24 protein-coding genes are annotated in these 25,562 nt (G+C 54.9%); 20 read left to right on the top strand and 4 right to left on the bottom strand.

Annotated features, from left to right (window positions below; all coding sequences use genetic code 11):
- The first annotated feature begins 102 nt into the window (after positions 1–102).
- Positions 103–552 carry a GNAT family N-acetyltransferase gene (locus tag TW80_RS17550; protein WP_052700863.1) on the top strand — a complete coding sequence of 150 codons (450 nt, stop codon included), beginning with the start codon at positions 103–105 and terminating at the stop codon, positions 550–552.
- Between the two features lie 34 nt (positions 553–586).
- On the opposite strand, the gene TW80_RS01865 is transcribed toward TW80_RS17550, so the two are convergent.
- Positions 587–1,630, bottom strand: coding sequence for an aldo/keto reductase (locus tag TW80_RS01865; protein WP_045995670.1), 1,044 nt, complete (start codon positions 1,628–1,630; stop codon positions 587–589).
- 175 nt (positions 1,631–1,805) lie between these two features.
- Here TW80_RS01865 and TW80_RS01860 point away from each other — a divergent pair, with 175 nt between their 5' ends.
- Positions 1,806–2,552, top strand: coding sequence for an SDR family NAD(P)-dependent oxidoreductase (locus tag TW80_RS01860; protein ID WP_045995669.1), 747 nt, complete (start codon positions 1,806–1,808; stop codon positions 2,550–2,552).
- A 45-nt stretch (positions 2,553–2,597) separates the two neighbouring features.
- Here TW80_RS01860 and TW80_RS17545 read toward each other — a convergent pair whose 3' ends face one another.
- Positions 2,598–3,062, bottom strand: a complete 465-nt coding sequence (locus tag TW80_RS17545; protein ID WP_157033187.1) for a hypothetical protein — start codon at positions 3,060–3,062, stop codon at positions 2,598–2,600.
- A gap of 131 nt (positions 3,063–3,193) precedes the next feature.
- Here TW80_RS17545 and metG point away from each other — a divergent pair, with 131 nt between their 5' ends.
- The gene (gene metG / locus TW80_RS01850) at positions 3,194–4,906 is read left to right on the top strand and encodes a methionine--tRNA ligase (RefSeq protein WP_045995668.1); all 1,713 of its coding nucleotides are present in this window, start codon (positions 3,194–3,196) and stop codon (positions 4,904–4,906) included.
- Between the two features lie 12 nt (positions 4,907–4,918).
- Positions 4,919–5,635 (top strand): acylneuraminate cytidylyltransferase family protein, encoded by a 717-nt coding sequence (locus TW80_RS01845; protein ID WP_045995667.1) that lies wholly within the window; start codon positions 4,919–4,921, stop codon positions 5,633–5,635.
- A 30-nt stretch (positions 5,636–5,665) separates the two neighbouring features.
- Here TW80_RS01845 and TW80_RS01840 read toward each other — a convergent pair whose 3' ends face one another.
- Positions 5,666–6,373, bottom strand: a complete 708-nt coding sequence (locus tag TW80_RS01840) for a tyrosine-protein phosphatase (protein ID WP_045995666.1) — start codon at positions 6,371–6,373, stop codon at positions 5,666–5,668.
- A 130-nt stretch (positions 6,374–6,503) separates the two neighbouring features.
- On the opposite strand from TW80_RS01840, the gene TW80_RS01835 reads away from it, so the two are divergent.
- The 16 genes from TW80_RS01835 (at position 6,504) to TW80_RS01760 (ending at position 25,246) form a co-directional block, all read left to right on the top strand.
- Positions 6,504–7,535 carry an N-acetylneuraminate synthase family protein gene (locus TW80_RS01835; RefSeq protein ID WP_045995665.1) on the top strand — a complete coding sequence of 344 codons (1,032 nt, stop codon included), beginning with the start codon at positions 6,504–6,506 and terminating at the stop codon, positions 7,533–7,535.
- Positions 7,528–8,313, top strand: a complete 786-nt coding sequence (locus TW80_RS01830; RefSeq protein WP_045995664.1) for a glycosyltransferase family 25 protein — start codon at positions 7,528–7,530, stop codon at positions 8,311–8,313. Before TW80_RS01835 ends, TW80_RS01830 begins: the two co-directional genes overlap by 8 nt.
- On the top strand, positions 8,310–9,080 hold the full coding sequence (locus TW80_RS01825; protein WP_045995663.1) for a polysaccharide pyruvyl transferase family protein: 771 nt from the start codon (positions 8,310–8,312) through the stop codon (positions 9,078–9,080). The genes TW80_RS01830 and TW80_RS01825 overlap by 4 nt, the downstream gene beginning before the upstream one ends.
- Positions 9,081–9,199: 119 nt before the next feature.
- Entirely contained in the window at positions 9,200–9,784 is a 585-nt protein-coding gene (locus tag TW80_RS01820; RefSeq protein ID WP_045995662.1) for an ANTAR domain-containing response regulator, read from the top strand.
- Positions 9,781–10,959 carry a CmpA/NrtA family ABC transporter substrate-binding protein gene (locus TW80_RS01815; protein ID WP_045995661.1) on the top strand — a complete coding sequence of 393 codons (1,179 nt, stop codon included), beginning with the start codon at positions 9,781–9,783 and terminating at the stop codon, positions 10,957–10,959. The genes TW80_RS01820 and TW80_RS01815 overlap by 4 nt, the downstream gene beginning before the upstream one ends.
- A gap of 249 nt (positions 10,960–11,208) precedes the next feature.
- A complete protein-coding gene (locus TW80_RS01810; protein WP_045996942.1) occupies positions 11,209–12,579 on the top strand; it encodes a CmpA/NrtA family ABC transporter substrate-binding protein in 1,371 nt (456 codons plus the stop codon).
- Between the two features lie 75 nt (positions 12,580–12,654).
- The gene (locus TW80_RS01805) at positions 12,655–13,728 is read left to right on the top strand and encodes an ABC transporter permease (RefSeq protein WP_045995660.1); all 1,074 of its coding nucleotides are present in this window, start codon (positions 12,655–12,657) and stop codon (positions 13,726–13,728) included.
- Between the two features lie 4 nt (positions 13,729–13,732).
- Positions 13,733–15,409: an ABC transporter ATP-binding protein gene (locus TW80_RS01800; protein WP_045995659.1), complete on the top strand. Its 1,677-nt coding sequence runs from the start codon at positions 13,733–13,735 to the stop codon at positions 15,407–15,409.
- Between the two features lie 4 nt (positions 15,410–15,413).
- Positions 15,414–17,858 carry a nitrite reductase large subunit NirB gene (gene nirB, locus TW80_RS01795; protein WP_045995658.1) on the top strand — a complete coding sequence of 815 codons (2,445 nt, stop codon included), beginning with the start codon at positions 15,414–15,416 and terminating at the stop codon, positions 17,856–17,858.
- Complete coding sequence (gene nirD, locus TW80_RS01790; protein ID WP_045995657.1) at positions 17,855–18,193, top strand: nitrite reductase small subunit NirD; 339 nt, start codon at positions 17,855–17,857, stop codon at positions 18,191–18,193. The genes nirB and nirD overlap by 4 nt, the downstream gene beginning before the upstream one ends.
- On the top strand, positions 18,190–20,766 hold the full coding sequence (locus TW80_RS01785; protein WP_045995656.1) for a nitrate reductase: 2,577 nt from the start codon (positions 18,190–18,192) through the stop codon (positions 20,764–20,766). Before nirD ends, TW80_RS01785 begins: the two co-directional genes overlap by 4 nt.
- Positions 20,763–21,716, top strand: a complete 954-nt coding sequence (locus TW80_RS01780) for a glycosyl transferase family protein (protein ID WP_045995655.1) — start codon at positions 20,763–20,765, stop codon at positions 21,714–21,716. Before TW80_RS01785 ends, TW80_RS01780 begins: the two co-directional genes overlap by 4 nt.
- Positions 21,713–23,092, top strand: coding sequence for a siroheme synthase CysG (gene cysG, locus TW80_RS01775; protein ID WP_045995654.1), 1,380 nt, complete (start codon positions 21,713–21,715; stop codon positions 23,090–23,092). Before TW80_RS01780 ends, cysG begins: the two co-directional genes overlap by 4 nt.
- A gap of 86 nt (positions 23,093–23,178) precedes the next feature.
- Positions 23,179–23,832, top strand: a complete 654-nt coding sequence (locus TW80_RS01770; RefSeq protein ID WP_045996941.1) for a DUF4130 domain-containing protein — start codon at positions 23,179–23,181, stop codon at positions 23,830–23,832.
- 125 nt (positions 23,833–23,957) lie between these two features.
- Entirely contained in the window at positions 23,958–24,536 is a 579-nt protein-coding gene (locus TW80_RS01765; protein ID WP_045996940.1) for a nitroreductase family protein, read from the top strand.
- The gene (locus TW80_RS01760; RefSeq protein ID WP_045995653.1) at positions 24,533–25,246 is read left to right on the top strand and encodes an EI24 domain-containing protein; all 714 of its coding nucleotides are present in this window, start codon (positions 24,533–24,535) and stop codon (positions 25,244–25,246) included. The genes TW80_RS01765 and TW80_RS01760 overlap by 4 nt, the downstream gene beginning before the upstream one ends.
- Here TW80_RS01760 and TW80_RS01755 read toward each other — a convergent pair.
- Positions 25,209–25,496, bottom strand: coding sequence for a DUF1467 family protein (locus TW80_RS01755; protein WP_045995652.1), 288 nt, complete (start codon positions 25,494–25,496; stop codon positions 25,209–25,211). The two genes, TW80_RS01760 and TW80_RS01755, sit on opposite strands and share 38 nt — an antisense overlap.
- Between the last annotated feature and the right edge of the window lie 66 nt (positions 25,497–25,562).

The following is a 25,562-nucleotide window of genomic DNA, read 5'->3' as shown; positions in this document are numbered from 1 at the left end:
ACCTTTGGGCGGCAGGTGAATTTGTGATTTCAAATTAACCTCAGCAGCGCCCCAGATGGGCGCTGAATATCATCGTCCATACTGCGGGCAGTAAGGACGAAAATGATTACCATCCAAGACGTTACCCCCAAAGACATCCCGGCCCTGCTCGGCATGATCCGCGAGCTCTGCACCTTTCACAAAGACACCTGCCATCGCGGACTGGCCGACACCCAAGCACAATTTATAAATGGCCCGATGCACGGGTTGATCGCGTGGAAAGATGACGCGCCAGTCGGCTACGCAGCTTTGCAAACACGCTGGCAGCCAACAGAACCAGGAGACACCGTTTGGGTCTTTCACTTGTTCATCCGCGAACCGCTGCGCGGTCAGGGGATTGGCAAAAAACTGGTCAATGCGTCGCGTGCATGGGCGATGTCGCAGGGGGCTTCGCGCCTATGCATTGGTGCGGCTCCGGATAATCTCGCAGCAGCGGCTGCCTATCGCGCAATGGGCTGGCAAGAAAACACCGGCCCCTTCGGGCCAACGTTTCGCATGATGCTAAACGAATGACCCACCCCGTAGGGTGGATCTTGATCCACCCTACTTAGAAAGGCATTGGATATGCTTTTTGCAGCGCATCAATCTCGGCGTTGATTTCTTCGCTCAACACAACTTCTTTGCCTGCCAGAATTTGCTCCAACTGGGTCGCTGTGGTCGCACCGAAAATAGCGGACACGGGGAATGGGCGCGTGCGCTGCCATGCCATGGACATATGAACCGGATCCAACCCATGTTTCGCAGCCAAATCCAGATAGGCTTGGGTTGCATCAAAGACGCGCTCAGATTTGCGACCACCCAGATCACCGTTGATCGCCATACGGCTCCCCTCTGGCACTGCGCCGTTTTGATATTTGCCCGTCAGCAACCCGCAGGCCAGTGGCGAAAAGGACAAGAGCGTCACATCTTCGTTCACTGACATCTCGGCCATATCGGTGTCGTACAAACGACAAAGGAGCGAATATTCATTCTGCACCGATGCCATCCGTGGCAGACCTGCGTCTTCGGCCAGATCAACCCACTTGGTCATCCCCCACGCACTTTCGTTCGAGGTTCCAATCGCGCGGATTTTGCCTTCTTTGACCAAATCGCCCAGCGTTGTCAGAACGCCCATCATGTGATCCAGGGTTTTCTGGCGGCTCTGCCCAGATGGATCAAAACTCCAGTTCTGACGGAACATGTAGGATCCGCGATCCGGCCAGTGCAGTTGGTACAGATCAATCACATCGGTCTTTAGCCGCTTCAAAGACGCCTCGGCCGTTTCACGAATGTTGTCACCGTCAAAGCCTTTGCCGTCGCGCACCCATCCCGGATTGTTACCCGATACTTTGGTTGCGATGATCACCTCATCACGGCGGCCTGTCTTGGCAAGCCAGTTCCCCACGATCTCCTCTGAATGCCCCACTGTTTCGGCCTTGATCGGGTTCACCGGATAGGCCTCTGCCGTGTCCAGAAAATTGATCCCGGCCTCCAGGGCCATATCAATTTGACGGTGTGCGTCGTCTTCGGGTGTTTGATTGCCATAGGTCATTGTACCCAGGCACCATTCTGTCACGTGAATGTCAGTGCGGCCAAGTGGAAGGGTTTTCATAAAGTCATTCCTGTTTGCAGTGCGTTAGCGCAAACCTAATCACACAATTCGTTTGCGCAACCCCAGCCCCGACGCTGTTCACCTCTGCACAGGGTCTGCGCGCCCACGGCCTGCATAATCGCCAAGATAATCCCCACGTAAGTCATGAATTGATATCAGTTAAAGGAGAGTCAAAATGCCACATGATTTCAACGGGAAAACAGCAATTGTCACGGGTGGCGGCTCTGGTATCGGCAAGGCAATCGTCGAAGGTTTGGTACAGGCAGGCGCAAAGGTTCTGATTGCAGACCTAAACCTTGAACACGCCGACGCTCTCGCCACAGAACTGGGCGACAATGTTAAGGCATTCAAAGTCGATACTTCAAACGCCCAAAACGTAGCAGAGATGGTCGATACTGCGGCTGACTTTGGCGGATCGCTGGATATGCTGGTCAATAATGCCGGGATCGGTGGCGCTGCCGAACCGCTGGGTGCTTATCCGATCGACAGCTGGCAAAAAGTGATCGACGTCAACCTGTCCGGGGTCTTTTATGGCGTGCGCTATGGTATCCCTAAAATGCTTGAAACGGGCGGCGGGTCCATCGTGAACATCGCCTCTGTCTTGGGATCAGTTGGGATCGCAAATTCGGGTGCTTATGTCGCTGCCAAACACGGGGTTGTTGGGCTGACAAAATCCGCCGCTTTGGAGTATGGTGACAAAGGCATCCGCGTTAACGCGGTCGGACCCGGCTTTATCAAAACGCCGCTCTTGGATGACAACCTTGATGAGGCCACAGCCGCTTATCTGGCCAGCCAGCATGCCACAAAACGCCTTGGCACCCCCGAAGAGGTGGCAAAGCTCACGCTATTCTTGCTTTCAGATGACGCCAGCTTTGTCACAGGTAGCTACCATCTGGTCGATGGCGGCTACACGGCCCAATAGCATTGCAGGCAGAGCCCCTATTTGGAGGGGCTCCGCCACACACCATCAAAAATTGTAAAATGCGCCGATCCGTGTCGTCGTCACAGCCGCGGTAGAGTTGTCCTCCATAAAGTCGCGGATAAACTCTGCCCGCAGCGTCACACGATCTGAAAACGCGGTTTCCACACCTACGCCCAGATTGTATCCGCTCGCCGTGCCAGCGTTCAGATCATATTCAGTGATCCCGCCAGCAATCCGCCCCGCGACACGGCCCAAATCGTAAGTACCCCAGCCACGCAAGCGCTGCGTACCATAATCAGCATCGCCCCCTATATGCCCGCCTAGCTCGACCTCGGCACCATACCCATAGCGCCCTTGGCTCCAGCCGATACCGCCCACGAGAGATCCGACTGTCTGTGCGTCACCTGAATGCGGATGAGCATAATCGAGCGTGCCACCTGCATAAAAATCCTGCGCAAGAACACCTGTTCCGGATACAGCGCAAACCGCTGCAAAAATAAACTGCTTCACGTTAAGCCCCAATCTTGTTGTTGTGCGCGAATCATAGCGATGAGACACGTGCAATACCAGTAGATGGCTGCTACATCTGGCATCTGGTGCCAGTCCCCGTTAGATAGGCGCAAATTGATAGGAAAACCACGATGGCCCGTCACCTCATTACGTCTGCAATTCCCTATATCAACGGGATTAAACACCTTGGTAACCTTGTTGGCAGCCAGCTGCCCGCTGACCTTTTTGCCCGCTACCAGCGTGCGCGCGGTCACGAAGTTTTGTTCCTATGCGCGACCGATGAACACGGTACCCCCGCTGAGCTAGCCGCAGCCAAGGCAGGCAAGCCTGTCGCCGAATACTGCGCCGAAATGCACGAGGTACAGGCAAAGATCGCCGATGGATTTGGGCTTTCGTTTGATCACTTTGGCCGCTCATCCAGCCCGCAAAACCAAAAACTGACCCAAGCCTTTGCTGGTCGTTTGGCCGATATGGGCCTAATCCGCGAAGTCACCGAGGAACAGGTCTACTCAAACGCTGACGGTCGTTTCCTACCCGACCGCTACATCGAGGGCACCTGCCCCAACTGTGGTTTTGACTCGGCCCGTGGCGACCAATGCGACAACTGCACCAAGCAGCTGGACCCAACCGACCTGATCGACGCGCACTCCACAATTTCCGGTTCAACCGATCTGGAAGTCCGCGAAACAAAACACCTGTACCTGTGCCAGTCAGAGCTAAAAGGTGACTTGGCAGCTTGGATCGACAGCAAGGCTGACTGGCCGATCCTGACCACATCCATCGCCAAAAAATGGCTGAATGACGGTGACGGCCTGCAAGACCGGGGCATCACCCGCGATCTGGATTGGGGCGTACCCGTCAAACGTGGTGATGCAGAATGGCCCGGCATGGAAGGCAAAGTGTTCTACGTCTGGTTCGACGCGCCCATCGAATACATCGCCTGTGCCCAAGAATGGGAAGACGCAGGTAAAGGCACCGATTGGGAACGCTGGTGGCGCACCGACAAAGGTGCAGATGACGTCACCTACACCCAGTTCATGGGTAAAGATAACGTGCCCTTCCACACGCTATCATTCCCAGCGACGATCCTTGGCTCAAAAGAACCATGGAAATTGGTCGATTACATCAAGTCGTTCAACTACCTGAACTATGATGGCGGTCAGTTCAGCACCTCGCGTGGACGCGGCGTGTTCATGGATCAGGCTCTTGAAATTCTATCTGCCGATTACTGGCGTTGGTGGCTCTTGTCGCACGCACCAGAATCGTCAGACGCTGAATTCACATGGGAAAACTTCCAAACCGATGTGAATAAGGACCTTGCTGATGTGCTTGGTAATTTTGTTAGCCGGATCACTAAGTTTTGCCGTTCCAAATTCTCTGAAGACGTCCCTGCAGGTGGCACCTACGGCCCTGCCGAAGAACAGCTGATCGCCGATCTAACGACCCGCATCCGCACTTACGAGGCCCATATGGAAGCCATCGAAGTCCGCAAAGCATCAGCCGAGCTGCGCGCGATTTGGGTGCTTGGCAACGAATACCTACAGGCCAACGCGCCTTGGACGACATTCAAAACCGACCCAGAAACCGCTGCAATGCAGGTACGGCTCGCACTGAACCTGATCCGGATTTACGCCGTACTTTCTGCGCCGTTCATTCCAGACGCATCTGCAACGATGATCGCGGCAATGCAGACAACTGATGATAGCTGGCCAGCAGATGTCGCAGCAGCCGTCGAAACACTGCCCGCAGGCCACGCATTCACAGTCCCGGAAAACCTGTTCCGCAAAATCACGGATGAAGAGCGCGAAGAATGGGCTGAACGTTTCGCTGGCACACGCGATTAAGGGAGCAAGGCCATGATCATCGGGCATATTGGCGCGCGCGCAGGCAGCAAAGGTGTCCCAGGCAAGAATTTTCGTGACTTGCACGGCAAGCCCCTCATTGATTGGGCGCTAGATCAACTGTTCGAAAATGACCGCGTGGATCACGTGGTGGTGTCGACCGATTGCCCAAAGATGTATGAACATGGCCTCAAACGCGGCACTTTGGATATCGGGTTGCGCCCTGCGCATCTCGCCACCGATACAGCCGCCAAATGGGACGTCTGGCAGCACGCACTGCTTGAGGTCGAAAAGAAAACCGGCCCGGCGGATGCATTCCTCGATCTGGATTGCACATCGCCCCTGCGCCTGCCCGAAGATGTCGATGCTGGGCTGGATCTGTTTTTCAAAGAACAGCCCGATATGGTCATGTCCTGCTGCGAAAGCCGCAAGAACCCCTATTTCAACATGCTGGAAACGGACGAAACCGGTGGGCTACATGTATCGAAACCCCTGCCCCACGGCGTGGTTGCCCGCCAACAGGCTCCAATGGTCTACGATCACGTCGGATTGGTTTATGTGGTCAAACCTTCGTACCTGCGTGTTGCGACCCGCCTATTCGAAGGCCACGTGATCCCGCTCATCGTACCCAATGAACGCAGCCTTGATGTCGATAGCCCGTTTGACTGGGACGTGATCGAATACCTCATGGGAAAACAAATCGCCGAAGGATTGCGTGCGCCAGCAAAATAGAAAGAATTTAGCTAAATTCTTTCGCTGCCCCTAGCGCCACCCCTGCCAAAACTTTAGATTGGCCTGCTTTTCAGCGAAACTTTTGGTCAGCGCGTCAGGATCGTATTCAGTCTTGATCCACTCATCGATCGCGATAGGGGATTGTGCATTTCGTTCTGCATAGACATCCAGGAAATGATCAAGGATCCCAGTCTTAGTTCGGCGAATGTGGAGATACCGAAAGCTGAGCTGCTTACGCGCATCTTCCAAGGACTGCCCCTCGAACAACATCAAATAGATTGCCGCAGCAAGACCAGTTCGGTCTGCACCAGACTTACAATGCATCAAGAATGGCCGTTCAATCGTTTCAAAGGCTGCAATCAATTGGAGCAAACGCTCGACTCTTGGGGCGCTTCGGGCAGCCATATGTGCGGTGACTAAGTGAAGTCCAAGGTCCTCACAACTCTCAACTTCAAATAGATAGTGCGGTTGTTTTGCCACTCCACGCAGGTTGAGCACTGACTTAATTCCCATCTCGGCATATGCTTTGAAACGGACGTGGTTGGGGTGGTTCGATCGATATGCACCCGGAGCAAACTCGCTAAAATTGTGCCATCGTTTACGCAATATCCCATGGTCAAGCCAATTCATATGCCATTCAGAGCGTTTACGCTCCTGCGGGTCGACGATATTGTGCCCAAAAGACTGACGCAGGTCTTTCTCTTTCTGGGCAAGTTTCTGGAATATCCGACGGATCATTACAGGCTCAACATTTCTAATCGCACCTCACTTGGACTATGTGACCGCCCATTGCAATGCAAAGACTACAATTGCTCCGCCACGTCAAAGCCCCTAAAACCATGCCAAGACTATGCGCAGGAGCACGCAAATGGAAATCGCAGGCCGCAAAATCGGACCAGAACACCCGCCTTTGGTTATTGCAGAAATTGGTATCAACCACGGTGGTGACCTTAAGGTCGCCAAAGAAATGGTGCGCCTTGCCGCTGCGTCTGGTTGTGAAATGATCAAACATCAGACTCATATCATCGAAGACGAGATGACCGAAGAGGCCAAGCAAATCTTTCCTCCCAACGCAGACGTTTCAATCTGGGACGTCATGGCTGCCTGTGCGCTATCGCTTGAGGACGAAAAGGCGCTGAAAGACTATACCGAGAGCCTCGGCATGATCTGGATATCGACCCCGTTTTCACGTGCCGCCGCAGATTTTCTAAATGAACTGGATGTTCCTGCGTTCAAAATCGGGTCTGGCGAGGCTGACAACCTACCGCTGATCCGTCACATCGCGCGTATGGGCAAACCCGTCATCATGTCGACAGGCATGCAAAGCATCGACAGCATCCGCGCATCCGTCCAAATTCTCGAAGATGCTGGTATAGACTACGCGCTGCTCGAATGCACAAACCTCTACCCATCGCCGCCTGAAATCGTATCACTGCAAGGGGTTACGGACCTTAAAACAGCATTCCCGAACGCGGTTGTCGGTTTCTCAGACCATTCAATTGGGCCGGAAATGGCGCTCGCGTCCGTTGCTCTTGGTGCCTGCATTCTAGAGCGTCACTACACCGATACCCGCTACCGCAAAGGCCCGGATATCATCAATTCGATGGACCCGTCTGAACTGCGCCATATCATTGACCGTTCCCGCGAAATTCATACGGCGCTGATGAACCCAAAACAGCGTACCAGCGCCGAAGAAGACGTCTATCGCTTTGCGCGCGCCAGTGTCGTAGCTGATCGAGACCTTCCTGCTGGCCATGTCATCACCGAAGCCGACATCTGGGCACGCCGCCCCGGTTCTGGGGAGATTGCAGGTTACGACTTTGACAAAGTGATCGGGAAAACGCTGACACGCGCCGTCACGCGCAACACGCAACTAACCTGGAATGACCTCAATGGCTGAGCCATTAACCCGCGCGGACCTTGGCATTTGGTTGATCAATCTTGATCGCGACTCCGAGCGCCTAACAAAAATGCAAGAACAGCTTAGCGCTTTGGGGCTTTCCTATACGCGGTTCCCTGCGATCTACGGCAAGGACCATGCTGAAGAACTTGCCACACGCGCCGATGCTGACGCCTACGCGCGGAATATGGGCAGCCCGATCCTCCCCGGAAAGATGGGATGCTACGCGAGCCATCTCGCTGTATGGGATGCATTTATTCAATCGGATCATAAAGTCGCCCTGATCCTAGAAGATGATGTCGTTTTTCATGACGACTTCCTCGAAAGCTTAGATGCAGCGCTCGCTGGCAGCGCCCATTGGGATACCGTGAGGTTCAATTGCATCCGTGCGAAACTGCCAATCGCACAAGGGAAGCTTGGGAAATACACACTCAACGCCTATATCGGCCCGTTCACTGGCAACGCGACTTATTTGATTCACAAAGAGGTCGCCGAACGTCTACTTCCGAACCTGTGGCCCCAAACACGTGCTTTTGATCACGAACTCAATCGCTTCTTCAAACATGATTTCCGTCAAATGGGTTTGGAACCCTTCTCAAGCCACGTCGACGATGGTGACGTGAGCTCAATTACCGGAACGAATTTTGGCTTGGTCAATAAATTCAAATGGCACCAGCGTCTTCCTCACTATCGGCTAAAGGCTGCCAACTACTTTCGGCGCGCTTGGTGGCTCCTCAAAAACGGGCGCATCCGCAAGTCAGACAGGAAACTGCCATGAAAATTCACTTTCAGCATTTGCGCGACACACCAAATGTCGGTGATCGCTCCTGTTCGCCTTATGATTACTTTGACTGGGGTGATGCGACAGTTTCTGACCTGCGCAAGGATGACACGCCGAGCTATGATATTGGTATTTATGGTGGTGGTCAGGTGTTTGGCGGGCTGTCGCGGTACGCCGGTGTCATGCGCGAGCAGAGCGCACTTAATATTGCTTGGGGTGTTGGAACAAACCAAACATTTCCGATCTCGCCCCGGCATATGCGTTCCAAGCGCAAAATGGATATCATCGGTTCACGTGATTATGGCGACAATCGATACACCTATGCGCCCTGCCCTAGCTGCATGTCGCCGCTTTTCGACAAAGTTACAGAGCCAACGCACGAAGTTGTATTTTACAGTCATGCTGGAAAATCTCCTAAGATGAAGCTCCAAGTACCAGACCATATCCCAGTGAAAGATAACCTGTGTGGCTCTCTCGACGAAGCTCTCTCGTTCATTGCAAGTGGCCAGACGGTGGTTTCAAATTCATACCATGGTGTTTATTGGGCACTGCTAATGGGGCGCAAAACTATCTGCGTACCATTTTCGAACAAATTTAAGGGCTATCGCCTTGCGCCACACTTTGCGTCACCATCGAACTGGTTCGACGAATTGGACAACGGCAAGTCATATCCTGAGATGCTAGAGATGATGCGAGGCGCGACACTTAGCTTTAAGTCAAAAGTCGACGAGGCAATCGCGGAAAAACGCAAATCAATGCGATAGATGCACCCAAATTCAGCACAACGCCACCAACATGACGTCATTTTAATCATTGCGAAATGCGCTTCAGCGAAACTGCTGGTACGGCTACCCCACCCCGATCAATGTGCTAGTTCATCGCTATGGACGTAGCTCTTAAGATTCTGGTTGTTGAACCTGATGCCACGCGTGCCCAAGATATTATTGACGCACTCAAAGAAGGTGGATGGGGAAACGTGTTTGTTGTATCGGACGTTTCGGCGCTGGCGCCAAAACTGAACGAAGTTGACCCTGACATTGTACTGATTGATCTGGCCCATCCTGATCGGGATACGCTCGAGCATATCGGCAATGTGTCCTCTGCCCAGTCTCGCCCTGTCGCAATGTTCGTTGATAGATCGGACGCCGAATTGACCCATGCGGCTATCTCGGCCGGGGTGAGCGCCTATGTCGTTGACGGACTTCAGAAAAATCGCATTAAACCAGTTCTTGAGACGGCTATCGCACGTTTCAAAATGGTTGAGCGTATGCGGCATGAACTTGATGCCGCGAAACAGGCTCTGACGGATCGCAAGACGATTGACCGCGCCAAAGGGCTTTTGATGAATGCGCGCGGTGTCACCGAAGAAGAGGCCTATAGCCTCTTGCGCAAAACAGCGATGGATCAGGGCCGCAAAGTCATTGATGTGGCGCAGGCGTTGGTTACAGCGGCGGATTTGCTGGGATGAACGAGCACACGGTCACATGCGGCTTTCTGCCCCTTATCGACGCAGCCCCGCTTATCATCGCGCGCGAACTGCTCTTTGCGCAGGATGAAGGCATCAATCTGCAACTGATTAAACAACCGTCATGGTCCGCTTTGCGCGACTTGCTGGCACTGGGTCAGATTGATGTGGCACATATGCTGTCCCCCATGCCAATCGCGATGACATTGGGCCAAAGCGGGATGCCCACGAATGTTGACGCTCTTATGGTTCTTTCGGTGAACGGGACCGTCATTGGTGTCTCTAATGATCTTGCGCGGGATATGGAAAAAACTGGCTGGAGCAGCGATTTCGAGAGCCCAGCAGCGGCGGCTACGGCGTTATTTGCATCGGGGCGCAAAACCATCCGCATTGGTATTCCCTTCCCATTTTCGATGCACCGGATGCTGCTGGAACACTGGTTATCAGTGCACCCTTCATTCCGCAGCAAACGCGTCGAAATTATTACTGTGCCGCCCCCGCGCATGGCTCAGGCGGTGTCCAACGGCACCCTAGACATGTTTTGCGTCGGCGAACCGTGGGGGACTGCCGCAGTGCAGCAAGGTGTAGCCAGCCTGATCCTACCGGGTTCGTCCATTTGGCAATTTGCCCCCGAGAAAGTACTGGGCGCCACGCGCGACTGGATCGAACAGAACCCAACCCTGTGCAACGGTCTGATGCGCGCGATCTATCGCGCGACGCAATGGCTTGATGATCCGGGGAACAAACCGCTGGCCGTCGAGATACTTGCCCGCAGCCAACATATTGACCTTCCGCATGAGGCAATTGACCCCGCGATTTCCGCACAAATCGTACCATGCTTGGGCGCAAAACCTGTCTCGCCCCCACATTTTCTGTTTTTTAACAACAATGCAGCCAACTTTCCGTGGCGCAGTCAGGCCGCGTGGATTTCGGAACGGATCGCTGCGTGGTGTGGACTAGATCAAGACGAAGCAACACGTCGCGGCAAGGCGTGTTTTCGCTCTGATCTGTACCGTGGAAACCTATCAGCGCTGGGTGTCGACATGCCGGGTGCATCAGCCAAGGTAGAGGGTGCCCTCAAGAATCCTCTGGCTGTGAAGTCGACAAAAGGGCAGCTGATTCTGGGTCCAGACGCATTCTTTGATGGCGCGATATTCGACTTCGACGCCGAAGACTGATTAAAAAATGTGCAAATGCTGTACCGCAGCATTTTCGAAACGATCCGTTTACCCATCAGCTTGAATAGCCCTGCCAATCGCCCATGATGGGTCTCAACAAAGGCAATGACGTCTTTTTTAAAATGTCTCCACGGAATGGCGACATCATATTTGAGCAAAGCCGCTCGGTACCTCTGCGCAATCCTCCCTGCGCGGATCTATCGGGCGGCTTTTTTCATTTTGCCGCGAAACTCGGAAAGGACCGCGAAAATGCTAAAGACCCTCCCACTAGCGCTTACAGCCAGTGTTCTTCTTGGCACCACAGCGATTGGTCAAACGCTTGACCTTGAAAAAGAAGACCTGACATTCGGCTTCATCAAGCTGACAGACATGGCGCCTTTGGCTGTGGCCTACGAAAACGGCTACTTCGAAGACGAAGGCCTCTATGTCACGCTGGAAGCGCAAGCAAACTGGAAAGTTTTGCTGGACGGCGTGATTGATGGCCAGCTTGACGGTGCGCATATGCTCGCCGGTCAGCCATTGGCCGCAACGATCGGCTTTGGTACCGAAGCACATATCGTGACACCTTTCTCAATGGACTTGAACGGCAACGGCATCACGGTTTCCAACGAAATCTGGGAGCAGATGAAGCCAAATATTCCTTTGATGGATGACGGTCGTCCGCAGCACCCAATCAGCGCAAGCGCATTGGCCCCTGTTGTCGAAGATTACAAGGACCAAGGTATCCCATTCAACATGGGCATGGTGTTCCCGGTTTCGACACACAACTACGAACTGCGCTACTGGCTGGCCGCTGGCGGGATCGAGCCTGGCTATTATTCGAGCGACGACATTAGCGGGCAAATTGGTGCTGACGTCTTGCTCTCTGTGACACCTCCTCCGCAGATGCCTGCAACGCTCGAAGCGGGTACAATCTTTGGTTACTGCGTGGGTGAGCCATGGAACCAAGCTGCGGTATTCAAAGGCATCGGCGTTCCCGTCATCACTGACTATGAACTGTGGAAAAACAACCCAGAGAAAGTCTTTGGCCTGTCTGCAGAATTTGTCGAGGAAAACCCAAATACCACATTGGCACTGACCAAAGCCCTGATCCGTGCAGCGATGTGGCTGGATGAAAACGACAACGCCAACCGCGAAGAAGCCGTCGAAATTCTGGCGCGGTCTGAATATGTTGGCGCAGATTACGAAGTGATCGCGAACTCTATGACTGGTACTTTCGAGTACGAAAAAGGCGACGTTCGTGAAGTGCCAGACTTTAACGTGTTCTTCCGTTACAACGCGACCTACCCCTACTATTCAGATGCCATCTGGTATCTGACGCAGATGCGCCGCTGGGGCCAAATCGCCGAGCCAAAGTCTGACGAATGGTTCATCGAAACAGCTCAAAATGTGTATCGCCCAGACATCTATCTGCAAGCTGCACGTCTGCTGGTTGACGAAGGTATGGCAAACGAAGCTGACTTCCCTTGGGATACAGACGGCTTCAAGGCCCCAACACCTGCAGAAGATATCATCGACGGCATTCCATACGACGGCCGCACACCAAACGCATATCTGGACAGCCTGCCAATCGGCCTCAAAGGCGAGCAGATCATCGTTGGTAACGAAATCCAAGGCTAACCACCATAAATCCCCACCCCCACGCTTGGGGGTGGGACCCTCTCTTGCCCTTACAGACCACAGGACAACAGCATCATGACCGCAATCGACCCAGATACCCTTGACGCCGAGGCACGCCGCGCTCGCCGTTTTACAAGGATCAACAAGGCAGACGCATGGTTCCAAGTTTTGGGCCTGTCTTGGGTGACCCCTATTCTTAAGGCCATCGCAGGTGATAACCCGCGCGCACAGGTTTCAGAAATCTGGCGTTTGCTTGGGGTTCCGGTCCTTGCGATTGGTATTTTCCTGATTGCTTGGGGCACGCTGGCGCCCAAGGTTCAAACGTCTCTCGGTGCGATCCCCGGCCCTGCCCAAGTTTGGGAACAAGTTGGCAATCTGCACGCCGATGCGATCCGCGAAGGCGAAAAAGAAGCCGCCTTTTACGAGCGCCAAGAAGCCCGCAACGCCGAGCATATCGCGAATGGAGATATGGATAAGGTTCGCGACCGCCCCTACACAGGTAAACCGACTTATTACGACCAAATTTGGACCTCGATCAAAACCGTATTCTTTGGCTTTTTGATTGCCTCTGTCGTTGCGATCCCACTGGGTATCATGGCCGGCCTTAGCCCCACAGCAAACGCTGCGCTGAACCCAATGATCCAAATCTTTAAACCGGTATCACCCCTCGCTTGGTTGCCGATTGTGACGATGGTCGTATCCGCCGTTTACGCGACAAACGACGGGATGTTCTCAAAATCATTCCTTGTCTCGGCGATCACCGTGACCCTTTGTTCACTGTGGCCCACGCTGATCAACACCGCGCTTGGTGTGGCTAGCATCGACAAGGATCTGGTTTCTGTTTCAAAAGTTCTGAAAATGAACACCTACACCAAGATCACTAAGTTGGTTCTGCCTTCTGCGCTGCCACTGATCTTTACAGGTCTGCGCCTGTCGCTGGGTGTTGGCTGGATGGTTTTGATTGCCGCTGAAATGCTGGCGCAGAACCCTGGTCTTGGCAAATTCGTCTGGGATGAATTCCAAAACGGCTCTTCGCAATCGCTTGCTAAAATCATGGTTGCTGTTCTGACCATCGGTATCATCGGGTTCATGCTCGACCGGGTTATGTATGCTCTGCAATCCATGTTCACCTTCTCAGAGAAGCGGTAAGATCATGAGCATTCTCAAGTTCGATAACGTATCCAAAAGCTTTGGAGAAGGTCTGCAACAGGCCGATGTTCTCAAGAACATCAATCTCGAAGTCAAAGAGGGAGAGTTCCTCGTCCTCCTCGGTTTTTCCGGCACAGGGAAAACCACATTGATCAACCTGATGGCTGGGCTAGAACAGCCCACCACCGGCAGCGTAACCTTCAAAGGTGCCCCCATCGCTGGCCCCGGTCCCGAACGTGGCGTGATCTTTCAGAACTACTCTTTGATGCCTTGGCTGACAGTTGGCGGCAACGTGCAACTGGCGCTCGACAGTGTGTTTCCCAACATGCCTAAGGCCGAAAAGGCCGAGAAAGTCGCACACTACGTCAAAATGGTTGGCCTGAGCCACGCGGTGCAGCGCCGTCCCGCCGAACTATCGGGCGGTATGCGTCAGCGCGTCAACGTGGCTCGTGCCTTGGCGATGAACCCAGAAGTTCTGCTGCTCGATGAACCGCTGTCTGCGCTTGATGCGCTGACACGTGCGAACCTTGCTGACGAGATCGAACACATCTGGGAAGCCGACAAAAAGACCTGCGTCCTGATCACCAACGATGTGGACGAGGCTATTGTTCTGGCCGACCGGATCATCGCGCTCAACCCCGATGGGACACTGGGCGAAGAATTCAGCGTTGACATTCCACGTCCACGTGAACGTAGCGAAATGAATAACCACGACGGCTTTAAGAAGCTGCGCGCGGATGTCACGAAATACCTTATGGACAAAGGGATCGCAGCAAAGGTCGAAGGTTCGCGCCTGCTGCCTGACGTGACCCCAATCCACGGTGTGCCCGCAGCGGTCGCAAGGGCCCAAGAAAGCGTCCGTGACGATGGTTTCTTGACCTTTTCAAAGCTGCATAAGATTTACCCAACCCCCAAAGGCCCACTCACGGTGGTCGAAGACTTCGACCTCAAGGTCAACAAAGGCGAATTCATCAGCCTTATTGGCCACTCTGGCTGCGGGAAATCCACGGTTCTGACGATGGCCGCTGGCTTGAACCCAATCTCCAAAGGCGCAATCCGTCTGGACGGTTGGGATGTTCAAGGGGCTGATCCAGAACGCGCCGTTGTGTTCCAGTCGCCCAACCTGTTCCCGTGGCTTACGGCCAAGGAAAACGTCGCGATTGGCGTGGACAAAGTGTACCCCAAGGCTTCGCAAGCCGAACGCCAAGATGTTGTCGAATACTATCTTGAACGCGTCGGACTTGCCGACAGCATGGATAAGTCTGCCGCCAGTATGTCAAACGGCATGAAGCAACGCGTTGGTATCGCACGGGCCTTTGCCCTGTCGCCAAAATTGCTGCTGCTGGATGAACCCTTTGGGATGCTCGACAGTCTGACACGTTGGGAACTTCAAGAAGTTCTGATGGAAGTCTGGTCGCGCACCAAGGTCACCGCGATCTGCGTCACCCACGACGTGGATGAGGCGATTTTGCTGGCCGACCGGGTCGTCATGATGACCAACGGGCCACAGGCCACCATCGGTCAGATCACTGATGTCAAACTGCCGCGCCCACGCACCCGCAAGGCGCTTCTTGAGCACCCAGACTACTACACCTACCGCCAAGAGGTTTTGGATTTCCTTGAGGAATACGAACACGGGGCAAAACCGAAACCAAAGCCACAATCGATTGCAGCGGAGTAAACCGATGACACAGAAACTCGTTATTATCGGTGCCGGCATGGCCTCTGGCCGTGCGCTGGAACACCTGATTGAAGCCGATCCAAATGCCTATGATGTGACCCTGTTCAACGCAGAGCCACGTGGCAACTACAACCGCATCATGCTGTCCCCTGTGCTTTCTGGGGAAAAGACCTACGATGAAATCGTAACGCACACCGCCGAATGGTACGAAGAAAATGGCGTCACCTGCCGATTTGGCGAAAAAGTCGCCAATGTTGATCGCGCACGTAAAGTGGTGATTTCGGAAAACGGTGACGAAGTTCCCTATGACAAATTGATGTTTGGCACGGGCTCTAACCCGTTTATCATTCCGCTGCCCGGTCACGATCTCGAAGGTGTCATTGCCTATCGCGACCTCGAAGACACGGAGCAAATGATGGCAATGGGTGAAGGCAACAAGGTTGTCGTCATCGGTGGCGGTCTGCTGGGCCTAGAGGCCGCAGCCGGTATGGCCGCGCATGGCGTCGATGTGACCGTTGTGCACATCATGGGCCACCTGATGGAACGCCAACTCGACGAGGCCGCAGGTTTCTTGCTGCGCAAAGCGCTCGTTGACAAGGGGATCACGGTCCGCTGCCATGCGAACTCCAAGGAAATCTTGGGCGAAAATGGCAAGGTCAAAGCACTCTTGCTGGATGATGGCACGGAACTGCCCTGCGATCTGCTGGTGATGGCAGTGGGAATCCGTCCAAATGTAAAGCTGGCCCAAGATATCGGGTTGGCTGTGGGCAAAGGCATCCACGTCGATGACCAAATGCTGACATCTGACGGGGACATCATCGCCGTTGGGGAATGCGTCGAACATGATGGCGCGATCTTTGGGCTTGTCGCGCCGCTGTATGACCAAGCAAAGGTCGCTGCAAAAACGCTGCTGGCGGAAGAGGCCAAATTCGTTCAACGCGAGCTGTCCACGAAATTGAAAGTGACAGGGTGTGATTTGTTCAGCGCAGGCGATTTTGCCGAAGGTGACGACCGCGAAGACATCGTTTTCCGCGACCCTGCCCGCGGTGTGTATCGTCGTTTGGTTCTGAAATCTGATAAGGTGATCGGCGCCGTCATGTATGGCGACACGGCCGACAGCAACTGGTTCTATGGCTTGATCAAAGACGCCACAGATGTGTCCGATATGCGTGATACGCTGATCTTTGGGCCTGCCTATCAGGGGGGAACCCCCATGGACCCGTTAGCAGCCGTTGCAGCCTTACCAGATGATGCAGAAATCTGTGGGTGTAACGGCATTTCCAAAGGTCAAATCATCGCGGCCATCAATGGCGGTGCGGATACACTCGATGCGGTAAAGGCAACATCAAAGGCGGGCTCATCCTGTGGGTCTTGCTTGGGGCTAGTGACGCAAGTTCTGGGCATTACCTTGGGCGACGACTTTAAGATGCCCGAGAAAGAAACAGTCTGTAAGTGTACGGATCTGTCCCATGATGATGTGCGCAAACTGATCATCGCCAAAGAACTCAAAACCATCCCGCATGTGATGCAGGAACTAGAGTGGAAATCTCCGGGTGGGTGTCACGTCTGCCGCCCTGCACTGAACTATTATCTGGTTTGCGCATGGCCCGGCGAAGAGGTCGATGACGGCAAGTCGCGCTTTATCAACGAACGTGTCCACGCCAACATCCAAAAAGACGGCACCTACTCTGTCGTTCCACGGATGCTGGGCGGTGTAACCACCCCAGATGAGTTGCGCGCGATTGCTGATGCGGCTGATAAATACAATGTGCCAACGGTCAAAGTGACTGGCGGCCAGCGGATCGACCTTTTGGGCGTCAAAAAAGAAGACCTGCCCGCAATTTGGTATGATCTGGGCGAAGCAGGCATGATGTCTGGCCAAGCCTATGCCAAGGGTCTGCGGACGGTGAAAACCTGCGTTGGTACTGATCACTGCCGCTTTGGAACGCAGGATTCGACCGGACTTGGGATCAAGATTGAATCCGAAATGTGGGGCGCATGGTCACCGCATAAGTTCAAATTGGCGGTAACGGGTTGTCCCCGCAACTGCGCCGAGGCCACCTGTAAAGATCTGGGGATCGTCTGCGTCGACAGCGGCTATCAGATCCTTGTCGGTGGGGCTGCTGGTCTTGACCTGCTAGAAGCGCAGTTGCTTATCCAGGTCGCAACCGAGGAAGAAGCAATTGAAGTCGCTTGCGCCTTCTACCAGCTTTACCGCGAGGGTGCGCAATACCTGCACCGCCCATATAAATGGATCGCGAAGGTCGGTTTGGACTGGGTCAAAGAACAGGTCGCGGACGATCTAGAAAACCGTGCTGCCCTCGCCGCACGATTCCGCTATTCGCAGAAATTCTACCAAGTTGACCCATGGGCCGAACGCGCCCGCAAAGGTGTCGACTCGCACGAATTCAAGCCACTTGCCGACTTTACAAAGGTAGCAGCAGAATGAGTGATTTCATCGACATCGGCGCGGTCTCCGACATCCCAGTTCAAGGCGCACGTATCGTGCGTACCGTTCAAGGTGACATTGCCATTTTCCACACGGCGTCTGGCAATGTCTACGCGGTAGATGAATACCTACCCGGCAAGGCAGGCCCCTTGTCCAACGGCATTCAGCACGGCGAAAAAGTGACCGACCCGATGTATAATTGGGTCTTTGACCTCGCCACAGGTGAAGCCCAAGGCGCCGACGAAGGCTGTGTTGGCACCTACGAGGTCAAGGTCGAAAATGGGCGGCTCTTGCTGTCGAGCGATGCAATCGCCGGCCGGGTGGCCGCAGAATGAGCTGTGTAAAAACAACCTGCCCCTATTGTGGGGTAGGATGTGGTGTCCTGGCGCAACCTGACGGCACAATCAAAGGTGACCCAGATCACCCCGCCAACTTGGGCCGCCTGTGTTCAAAGGGGTCGGCGCTCGGCGAGACCATCGATCTCGATGGTCGTCTTCTCGCACCGCAGATCCTCGGGCGGGACGCAGGTTGGAACGATGCACTTGATCTGGTCGCGAAAAAGTTCAGTGCGGCAATCCGTGAATACGGCCCCGACAGCGTGGCCTTCTATGTTTCAGGGCAACTGCTGACCGAAGACTACTACGTCGCGAACAAACTAATGAAGGGCTACATCGGGTCGGCGAACATCGATACGAATTCCCGCCTTTGCATGGCATCCTCTGTTGCAGGACATAAACGCGCATTTGGCACGGATACGGTTCCCGGCACCTATGAGGACCTCGAAGAGGCTGATCTCATCGTGTTGGTTGGTTCAAACCTGGCATGGTGTCATCCTGTTCTCTATCAACGTATTTCTGCGGCCAAAGCAGCGCGTCCACAGATGAAGGTCGTGAACATCGACCCAAGGATCACTGCAACCAGCGACCTCGCTGATTTGCATTTACAGATCAAAGGTGACGGCGATGTCGCGCTATTCAACGGTCTGTTGACGCATCTTGCTGCAACCGATCAGTTGAACGCCAGCTATCTTGACGCCCATGTCAACGGATTTGAAGCGGCGCTGCAAAGCGCAGCCAAAGACGATCCCGTCGAAAGCGGTCTAACCCCCGATCAAATTGCCGCGTTTTACGCGCTCTGGGCGGGTACAGAAAAAACCGTCACTATCTATTCACAAGGCGTGAACCAATCGCTGTCGGGGACCGACAAAGTCAACGCCATCCTGAACTGTCATCTCGCCACCGGGCGCATCGGCAGGCCCGGTATGGGGCCGTTTTCGGTCACCGGACAGCCCAATGCGATGGGCGGTCGCGAGGTCGGCGGACTGGCCAATATGTTGGCCAACCACCTCGATATTGAGAACCCTGATCACCGTGACGCGGTTCAGGGCGTATGGAATAGCCCAACCATCTGCACCAAACCCGGTCTAAAAGCTGTCGACCTGTTCAAAGCCTGTGCCGACGGCACGATCAAGGCTCTATGGGTGATGTCGACCAATCCTGCGGTCAGTTTGCCGGATGCAGACGGTGTTGCCGAAGCCATCAAGAACGTGCCGTTCACGGTTGTCACCGACATCATGGCAAAAACCGATACAGGCGATTTGGCCGATGTGTTGTTGCCCGCTGCTGGTTGGGGCGAAAAGAACGGAACGGTTACAAACTCCGAGCGACGTATCTCGCGACAACGCGCATTTTTGCCGGTACCGGGTGCGGCACGTCCTGATTGGCAGATCATCTGTGATGTTGCGCAACGTATGGGTTTTGATGGTTTCGCCTACCAAAGCCCCGCCGAGATTTTTGACGAATACGCCGCAACGACAGCGCTTAGCCAACAATTTGGCAAAGACCTTGATCTGACCGAAATGCAGGGCGCAGATTATGAAAATCTAAGGCCTGCTCAATGGCCTGTGGGCAAGAATGCGCGCTTCTTTGCAGACGGACAGTTCTATCACCCCGATGGCAAGGCCCGGATGATTGCAGTCAGCGCACCAGTGCTGCGCACCGGCAAATTCCATCTTAACACCGGACGGAACCGCGACCAGTGGCACACCATGACCCGGACGGGAAAATCGCAGCGGTTGGGGGCGCATCTGGCAGAACCATATGTCGAAATCCACCCGGAAGATGCCCAAGCGATCAATGTCGACACTGCCGAACTCGTCACCATCATCGGGCCCAAAGGCAGGGGAATTTTCCGCGCACTCATTAGTGAAAAAGTGGCGCAAGGTACGCTTTTTGCGCCGCTCCACTGGACGCGGCAGCTTTCGGCGGCGGGTGTTATCAACAGCGCGGTTGAAACGGGCGTCGATCCTGTTTCAGGTCAGCCCGCCACGAAATGCGCCCAAGTGGACATCCAAAAATGTGAGGCCGCGTGGTACGGCTTTGCTGTGAGCGCACAACCCATGCAGCCTAGTCGCCCCTATCACGCGATTGCGAAGACCAGCACCGGTTGGCAAGCTGAATGCGCTGGGATGAAAACGCCATCCGATTGGGAACGCGAAGCACGCAACATCACCAATACCAAAACCGGCAGCGCCGCAGTGATGCAAGACGCCACCACAGGTGACGTGCGCGTAGCGATTATCGAAAATGACGAAATCCAAGCGCTGTTCTTTGCCAGCACAGAGCCAGTCATCGTCGCCCGCCAGCATGCCTCAACGCTGATCGGTTCAGACGTGGCAAGCCTTGCCGCACTCGCCGGTCGGACTGCGGCGGATATGCCCGATCCGGGTGCCACCGTTTGCGCGTGCTTCAATGTCGGCGTAAACACATTGCGAGACGCGATTGGCCAAGGTGCCACCAGCGTCGCCGCATTGGGCGAGGCGACTTGCGCTGGAACCAACTGCGGGTCCTGCAAACCTGAATTGGCGGCATTGCTCGCACAGTTCCAAATACCGGTGGCTGCCGAATGACCCTAACGCGTTTTGTCCAAACAGTAGCTCGCGGCGCAGGCCGTGCCCGCCCTCTGACGCTGGACGAAGCGCGAGACGCCATGACCATCATCCTTGATGGTAAGGCCCAACCCGAAGCACTGGGTGCGTTTCTGATGGTTCTGCGCTTTCGCGGCGAGATACCCGAAGAAATCGCAGGGTTCACTGACGCATTGCGCCAAAAATCTCCTGCACCGATGGGAGCAGACCTTGATTGGCCCTCTTATGCGGCTGGGCGCACGCGTGGCGCTCCGCTGTTTTTGCTCTCGGCCAAGCTAGTGGCGCAAGCGGGGTACAGGGTTGTATTGCACGGCTGGAATTCCCATCAAAGCACGGGCGCCTCAGTGCGTGACGCATTGGGTGCGCTCGATATCCCGATGGACGCGAGCGACGCACCCATTACCTATCTCCCGGTCGAGACCCATGCGCCCGAAGCGTTTGAGGTCTTGCGGCTTCGTGACACTTTTGGCCTGCGGTCCTGCATCAATACGGTCCTGCGGATGTGGAATCCAACGAATGCGCCCGCAACCGTTCAAGGCGTGTTTCACCCGTCTTATCGCGGGCTTCAGGCCCAAGCCGCAGCACTGTTGGGGCAATCCGACCTGACTGTCATCAAAGGCGGCGGCGGCGAATTCGAACGCAACCCTGCCAAAGCCATCCGTATCTTTGGCCTACGTAACGGAGAGCACCACCAAACCGACGCTGCCGCCATCCGCGAAGAAACCCGCCGGATGAACGAACCCGAAGCCCAAGTCGACGCCCCCGCCCTTTGGTCGGGGCAACAAAGCGATCCCTTTGCCGAAGCCACAGTGATTGGCACCGCTGGTATCGCCCTTTGGACCATGGGTGCCGCACAAACAGTTGAACAAGCCGACGCGATGGCCGCCACCCTCTGGGAAGAGCGGCATAGCCAGCAAAGGATATCCGCATGAAAACCTTCCCCATGTTTTTGACCATGGCAGGGCGCCGCGTTGTGATCGCAGGCGGTGGCGAACAGGCCGCGCAAAAATGCCGATTGATCCTCAAGACCGAAGCGCAAATCACAATCCTTGCCACCGCGCTAGATCCAGAGCTCAGCGATCTTCATGCTGCCGGTAAGATCGCATGGGATGACACGCCAATCACCGCACAGCATTTCGCAGATACTGCGCTTGTGTTTATCGCGACTGGGTGCCCGGGAATTGATTCCGCGCTGCATAGTCTCGCCAAATGCGCAGGTGCGACGGTAAATGTTGTTGACCGGCCGGACCTATGTGACGCGATTACACCATCGATCGTTGACCGCGATCCAGTAGTCGTGGCTATCGGCACCGAAGGCACCGCACCCGTCTTGGCCCGCCAAATCAAAACCCGCATGGAAGAACTGCTTGAGCCGCGCTTGGGCGATCTTGCTGCTGTGGTTGGCAGATTGCGCGACAGCGCGGCGATGCGGCTTCAGCCGCGCAAACGGCGCGACCTGTGGCGCTGGGTCTTTAACGGCCCAGTGCGCGATGCCCACAAACGTGGTGCTGAACGCGAGGCTGCGCAGCTTATCAAAGATGCTATCGCGACCGGCGAGTTTGGCCAAGCTGGCCCTGCCCCTGTGGCGCTTGTCGGTGCTGGCCCCGGCTCCAAAGACCTGATCACGTTACGCGGTGTACAGCGGCTCCAAGAGGCGGATATCATCTTTTATGATCGGCTGATTGATCCCGAAATCCTAGATCTCGCGCGCCGTGACGCAGAGCGCGTTTACGTCGGCAAAGCACCAGGCGCACATAGCTGGCCCCAAGATAAAATCAGCGGACTTTTGGTCGCTGCCGCGCGTCAGGGCCAACGGGTCGTACGCCTGAAATGTGGTGATCCGGGCGTCTTTGCTCGTGGCGCAGAAGAAGCCGACGCACTCACCGAGGCGGGCATTCCCTTTGAGGTCGTTCCCGGCGTCACCGCGGCTAGCGCCGCCTCTGCTGCGATGGGCGGTTTCCTGACAGAACGAGGTGAATGTGACACGCTTGTCCTGACAACTGGCCGTGGCGAACATATCGACGATACACCTGATTGGGAGGGGCTGCTAACCGCAGGTCGCCGCGTCGCTGTCTATATGGGTGTGGGCACTGCAGACCGTATTGAAACGGCGTTGAACGTTGCTGGACTTGGCCAAATCGTCGAGGTCGACATCGTTGCAAATGCGCAAATGCCGACCCAAAAGATCGCGCATTGCAAGGCCTCGGACCTGACGCAGACGATTACCGCCAATGAGATCAGCAACCCAGCGATTCTATTCCTAAGCCACCGCAAAACGGCACAAGTGCAACTGGCGCATACCGGGTAAATCTTTCAAATTCCAACGAAAGCCTTGCCCAACCCCGAATGAGAACATAACATGAACAAATAACGACCCTAGCGCTGAGTCCTTTGATGTTCACTGTCCCCCTTCCCCGCATCGGAACTGACATTGCATGGCGTGATGCCGCAAAAAGGCTGATCAGTGCGGGCGTCCCACCCCAAGAGATACTGTGGGATTATTCCGGCAAACTAAGCGCGCTACTCGAAAGCGCTACACCGCTTCCGAATGTGACGCGTCGTGTACAGGCACCGCAAAGCTTTTTGACGCTCGCGCAATCTGTTGTTTGGCACCGCAGCGATGATCGCTTTGCGCTATTATACAATCTGCTGTGGCGGCTACGAAACAACCCGGGCCTCATGAACGACAGCGAAGATGCAGACCTAAATGTGCTGAAACATCATGATGCCGAAGTTCTTAGAGCGCAGACGCGGATGCAAAAATCGATTAGCTTTCGTGACCTTCGCCAAAGTGGGGTACGGCACAGTTTTGCTGCATGGTATAATCCGGCGCACCATATTGTTGAATCCACAGCACCCTATTTCGCAAGGCGTTTGGCAAAGTTGGACTGGATGATCGCCACTCCGGATATCACCGCACAGTTTATCGACGGCAATCTCAGCTTTCATCCTGGCCAGCCAAAACCGGATTGGCATCAGCACACCCCGAAAATTGACCGCTATTTAGGTGATCTCTTTAATCCGTCCGGCGAAATTGGGCTAGGTTAGTCGGCGCTCGGTTCAATCATAATTTCTGAGGAGGCATGGATAAGATCAATGTCCTGCGCGGGCCGTGCAGTTGTCAGCAGTGATCCCAGAACTTATCTGTCAGTTGACCAACAATAGGACCAATGATGCCAACACCGAACCAAGCCGCACTTGATTTTCTGCTCAACCGCCGTTCCCGCCCAGCCAAAACACTGACGACCCCAGTCCCAAACCGCGCCGAGCTGGAGACGATTTTGACCGCTGCTGCGCGCACCCCAGATCATGGTAAGCTCGAACCATGGCGGTTTATCGTGTTGGAGAAACCTGCGCTCAATCGTCTCGCCGCGCTGGTCGATCAACGCGGCAACGACCTAGGGATTGATCCGGACAAAATTACCAAGGCAAACGCGCAATTTGCTACGGCTGACCTTGTTGTCGCCGTGATCAGTGCGCCAGTCGACTCGCCCAAAGTACCGCAAATCGAACAGGTCTATTCTGCTGGCGCCGTTTGTCTGGCGCTAGTGAACGCAGGGCTGGCTGCAGGTTGGGGGGCAAATTGGCTGTCTGGCTGGGCAAGCCATGACCGTGCGTTTGTCACCGAAGGGCTGGGATTGGCCGAGCACGAACATGTCGCGGGCTTTATCCATCTCGGCACCGAAAAAAATGCCCCACCAGAACGCCCTCGCCCCGATCTCGCGGCGATCACAACCTGGGTCGATGCATGATCTTGATGTCATTTATTAAGGCGCTCGCGCAATTGCCCGAGGCACGTTTCCAATCCGTCTTGTGGCGGGGCATTGGCGTGACCATCGGGCTCTTGATCGCCTTCTATTGGGGGTTGATCAGCCTGATCAACTGGCTTGCCTCTGGACCAATAAATCTGCCACTCATCGGCGAAGTGACATGGATCGACGATGCGCTCGGCTGGGGATCGCTATTGCTGGTGTTCCTAATGTCGGTGTTTTTGATGGTGCCGGTAGCCTCTGCAATTACCTCGCTTTTCTTAGACGAGATCGCAGACGCCGTCGAAGAAAAGCACTTTCCTGCGCTCCCCCCTGTCGCTGAAATTAGCTTTGCCGAAGGGCTGCGCGATACGGTTAGCTTTCTCGGGGTCTTGATCACCGCAAATATCGCGGCGTTCGGGCTTTACTTGATCTTTCCCTTTGCAGCGGTGTTCATCTTTTTCGGAATGAACGGGTATCTTCTGGGGCGGGAATATTTTCAGCTCGCGGCGATGCGGCGCGAAGGTCGCGACGGGGCGAAGCGCCTCGCACAGCAGCACCGGGGAACAATCTGGTTTGCAGGTTGCCTGATGGCGGTGCCACTGTCGCTACCCTTGGTGAACCTCGTCATCCCGATCATTGGGGCCGCGACATTTACGCACCTGTATCACGCGATTATTCAGCGTTCAGATCAGGTGTCGCCATACGATTGAACCAATCGATATCGCGCACCGAAATCGCCCCCGAAAGGATCGTTCCCGCAATCACGGCCCAAATCGGCACAGCCCAAAGGGTCGTGATAATCGCCTTGCGCTTGATCTGGGCGTCGGCAGGGGCAGACGCATGTGTGCCGGGAACAACTTCGCCAGCTTCACCCTGAGTTTCGACCCGCAATGGCAGCACAACAAAGAAAACCATCGCCCAAACAACAGCAAACAACACAATTGCAGATGTGATACCCATAGCGGATCCTTTCGTTTCAGGACCTATCTAGCTCTATTGCGGCGGTCTGCAAGCGTCTGATTGTCT

It is taken from the genome of Loktanella sp. S4079 (genome assembly GCF_000967725.1).
Lineage (GTDB): Bacteria > Pseudomonadota > Alphaproteobacteria > Rhodobacterales > Rhodobacteraceae > Yoonia.
Note: the sequence above shows the minus strand (reverse complement) of the source record. Positions and strands in the feature narration are given on the sequence as shown.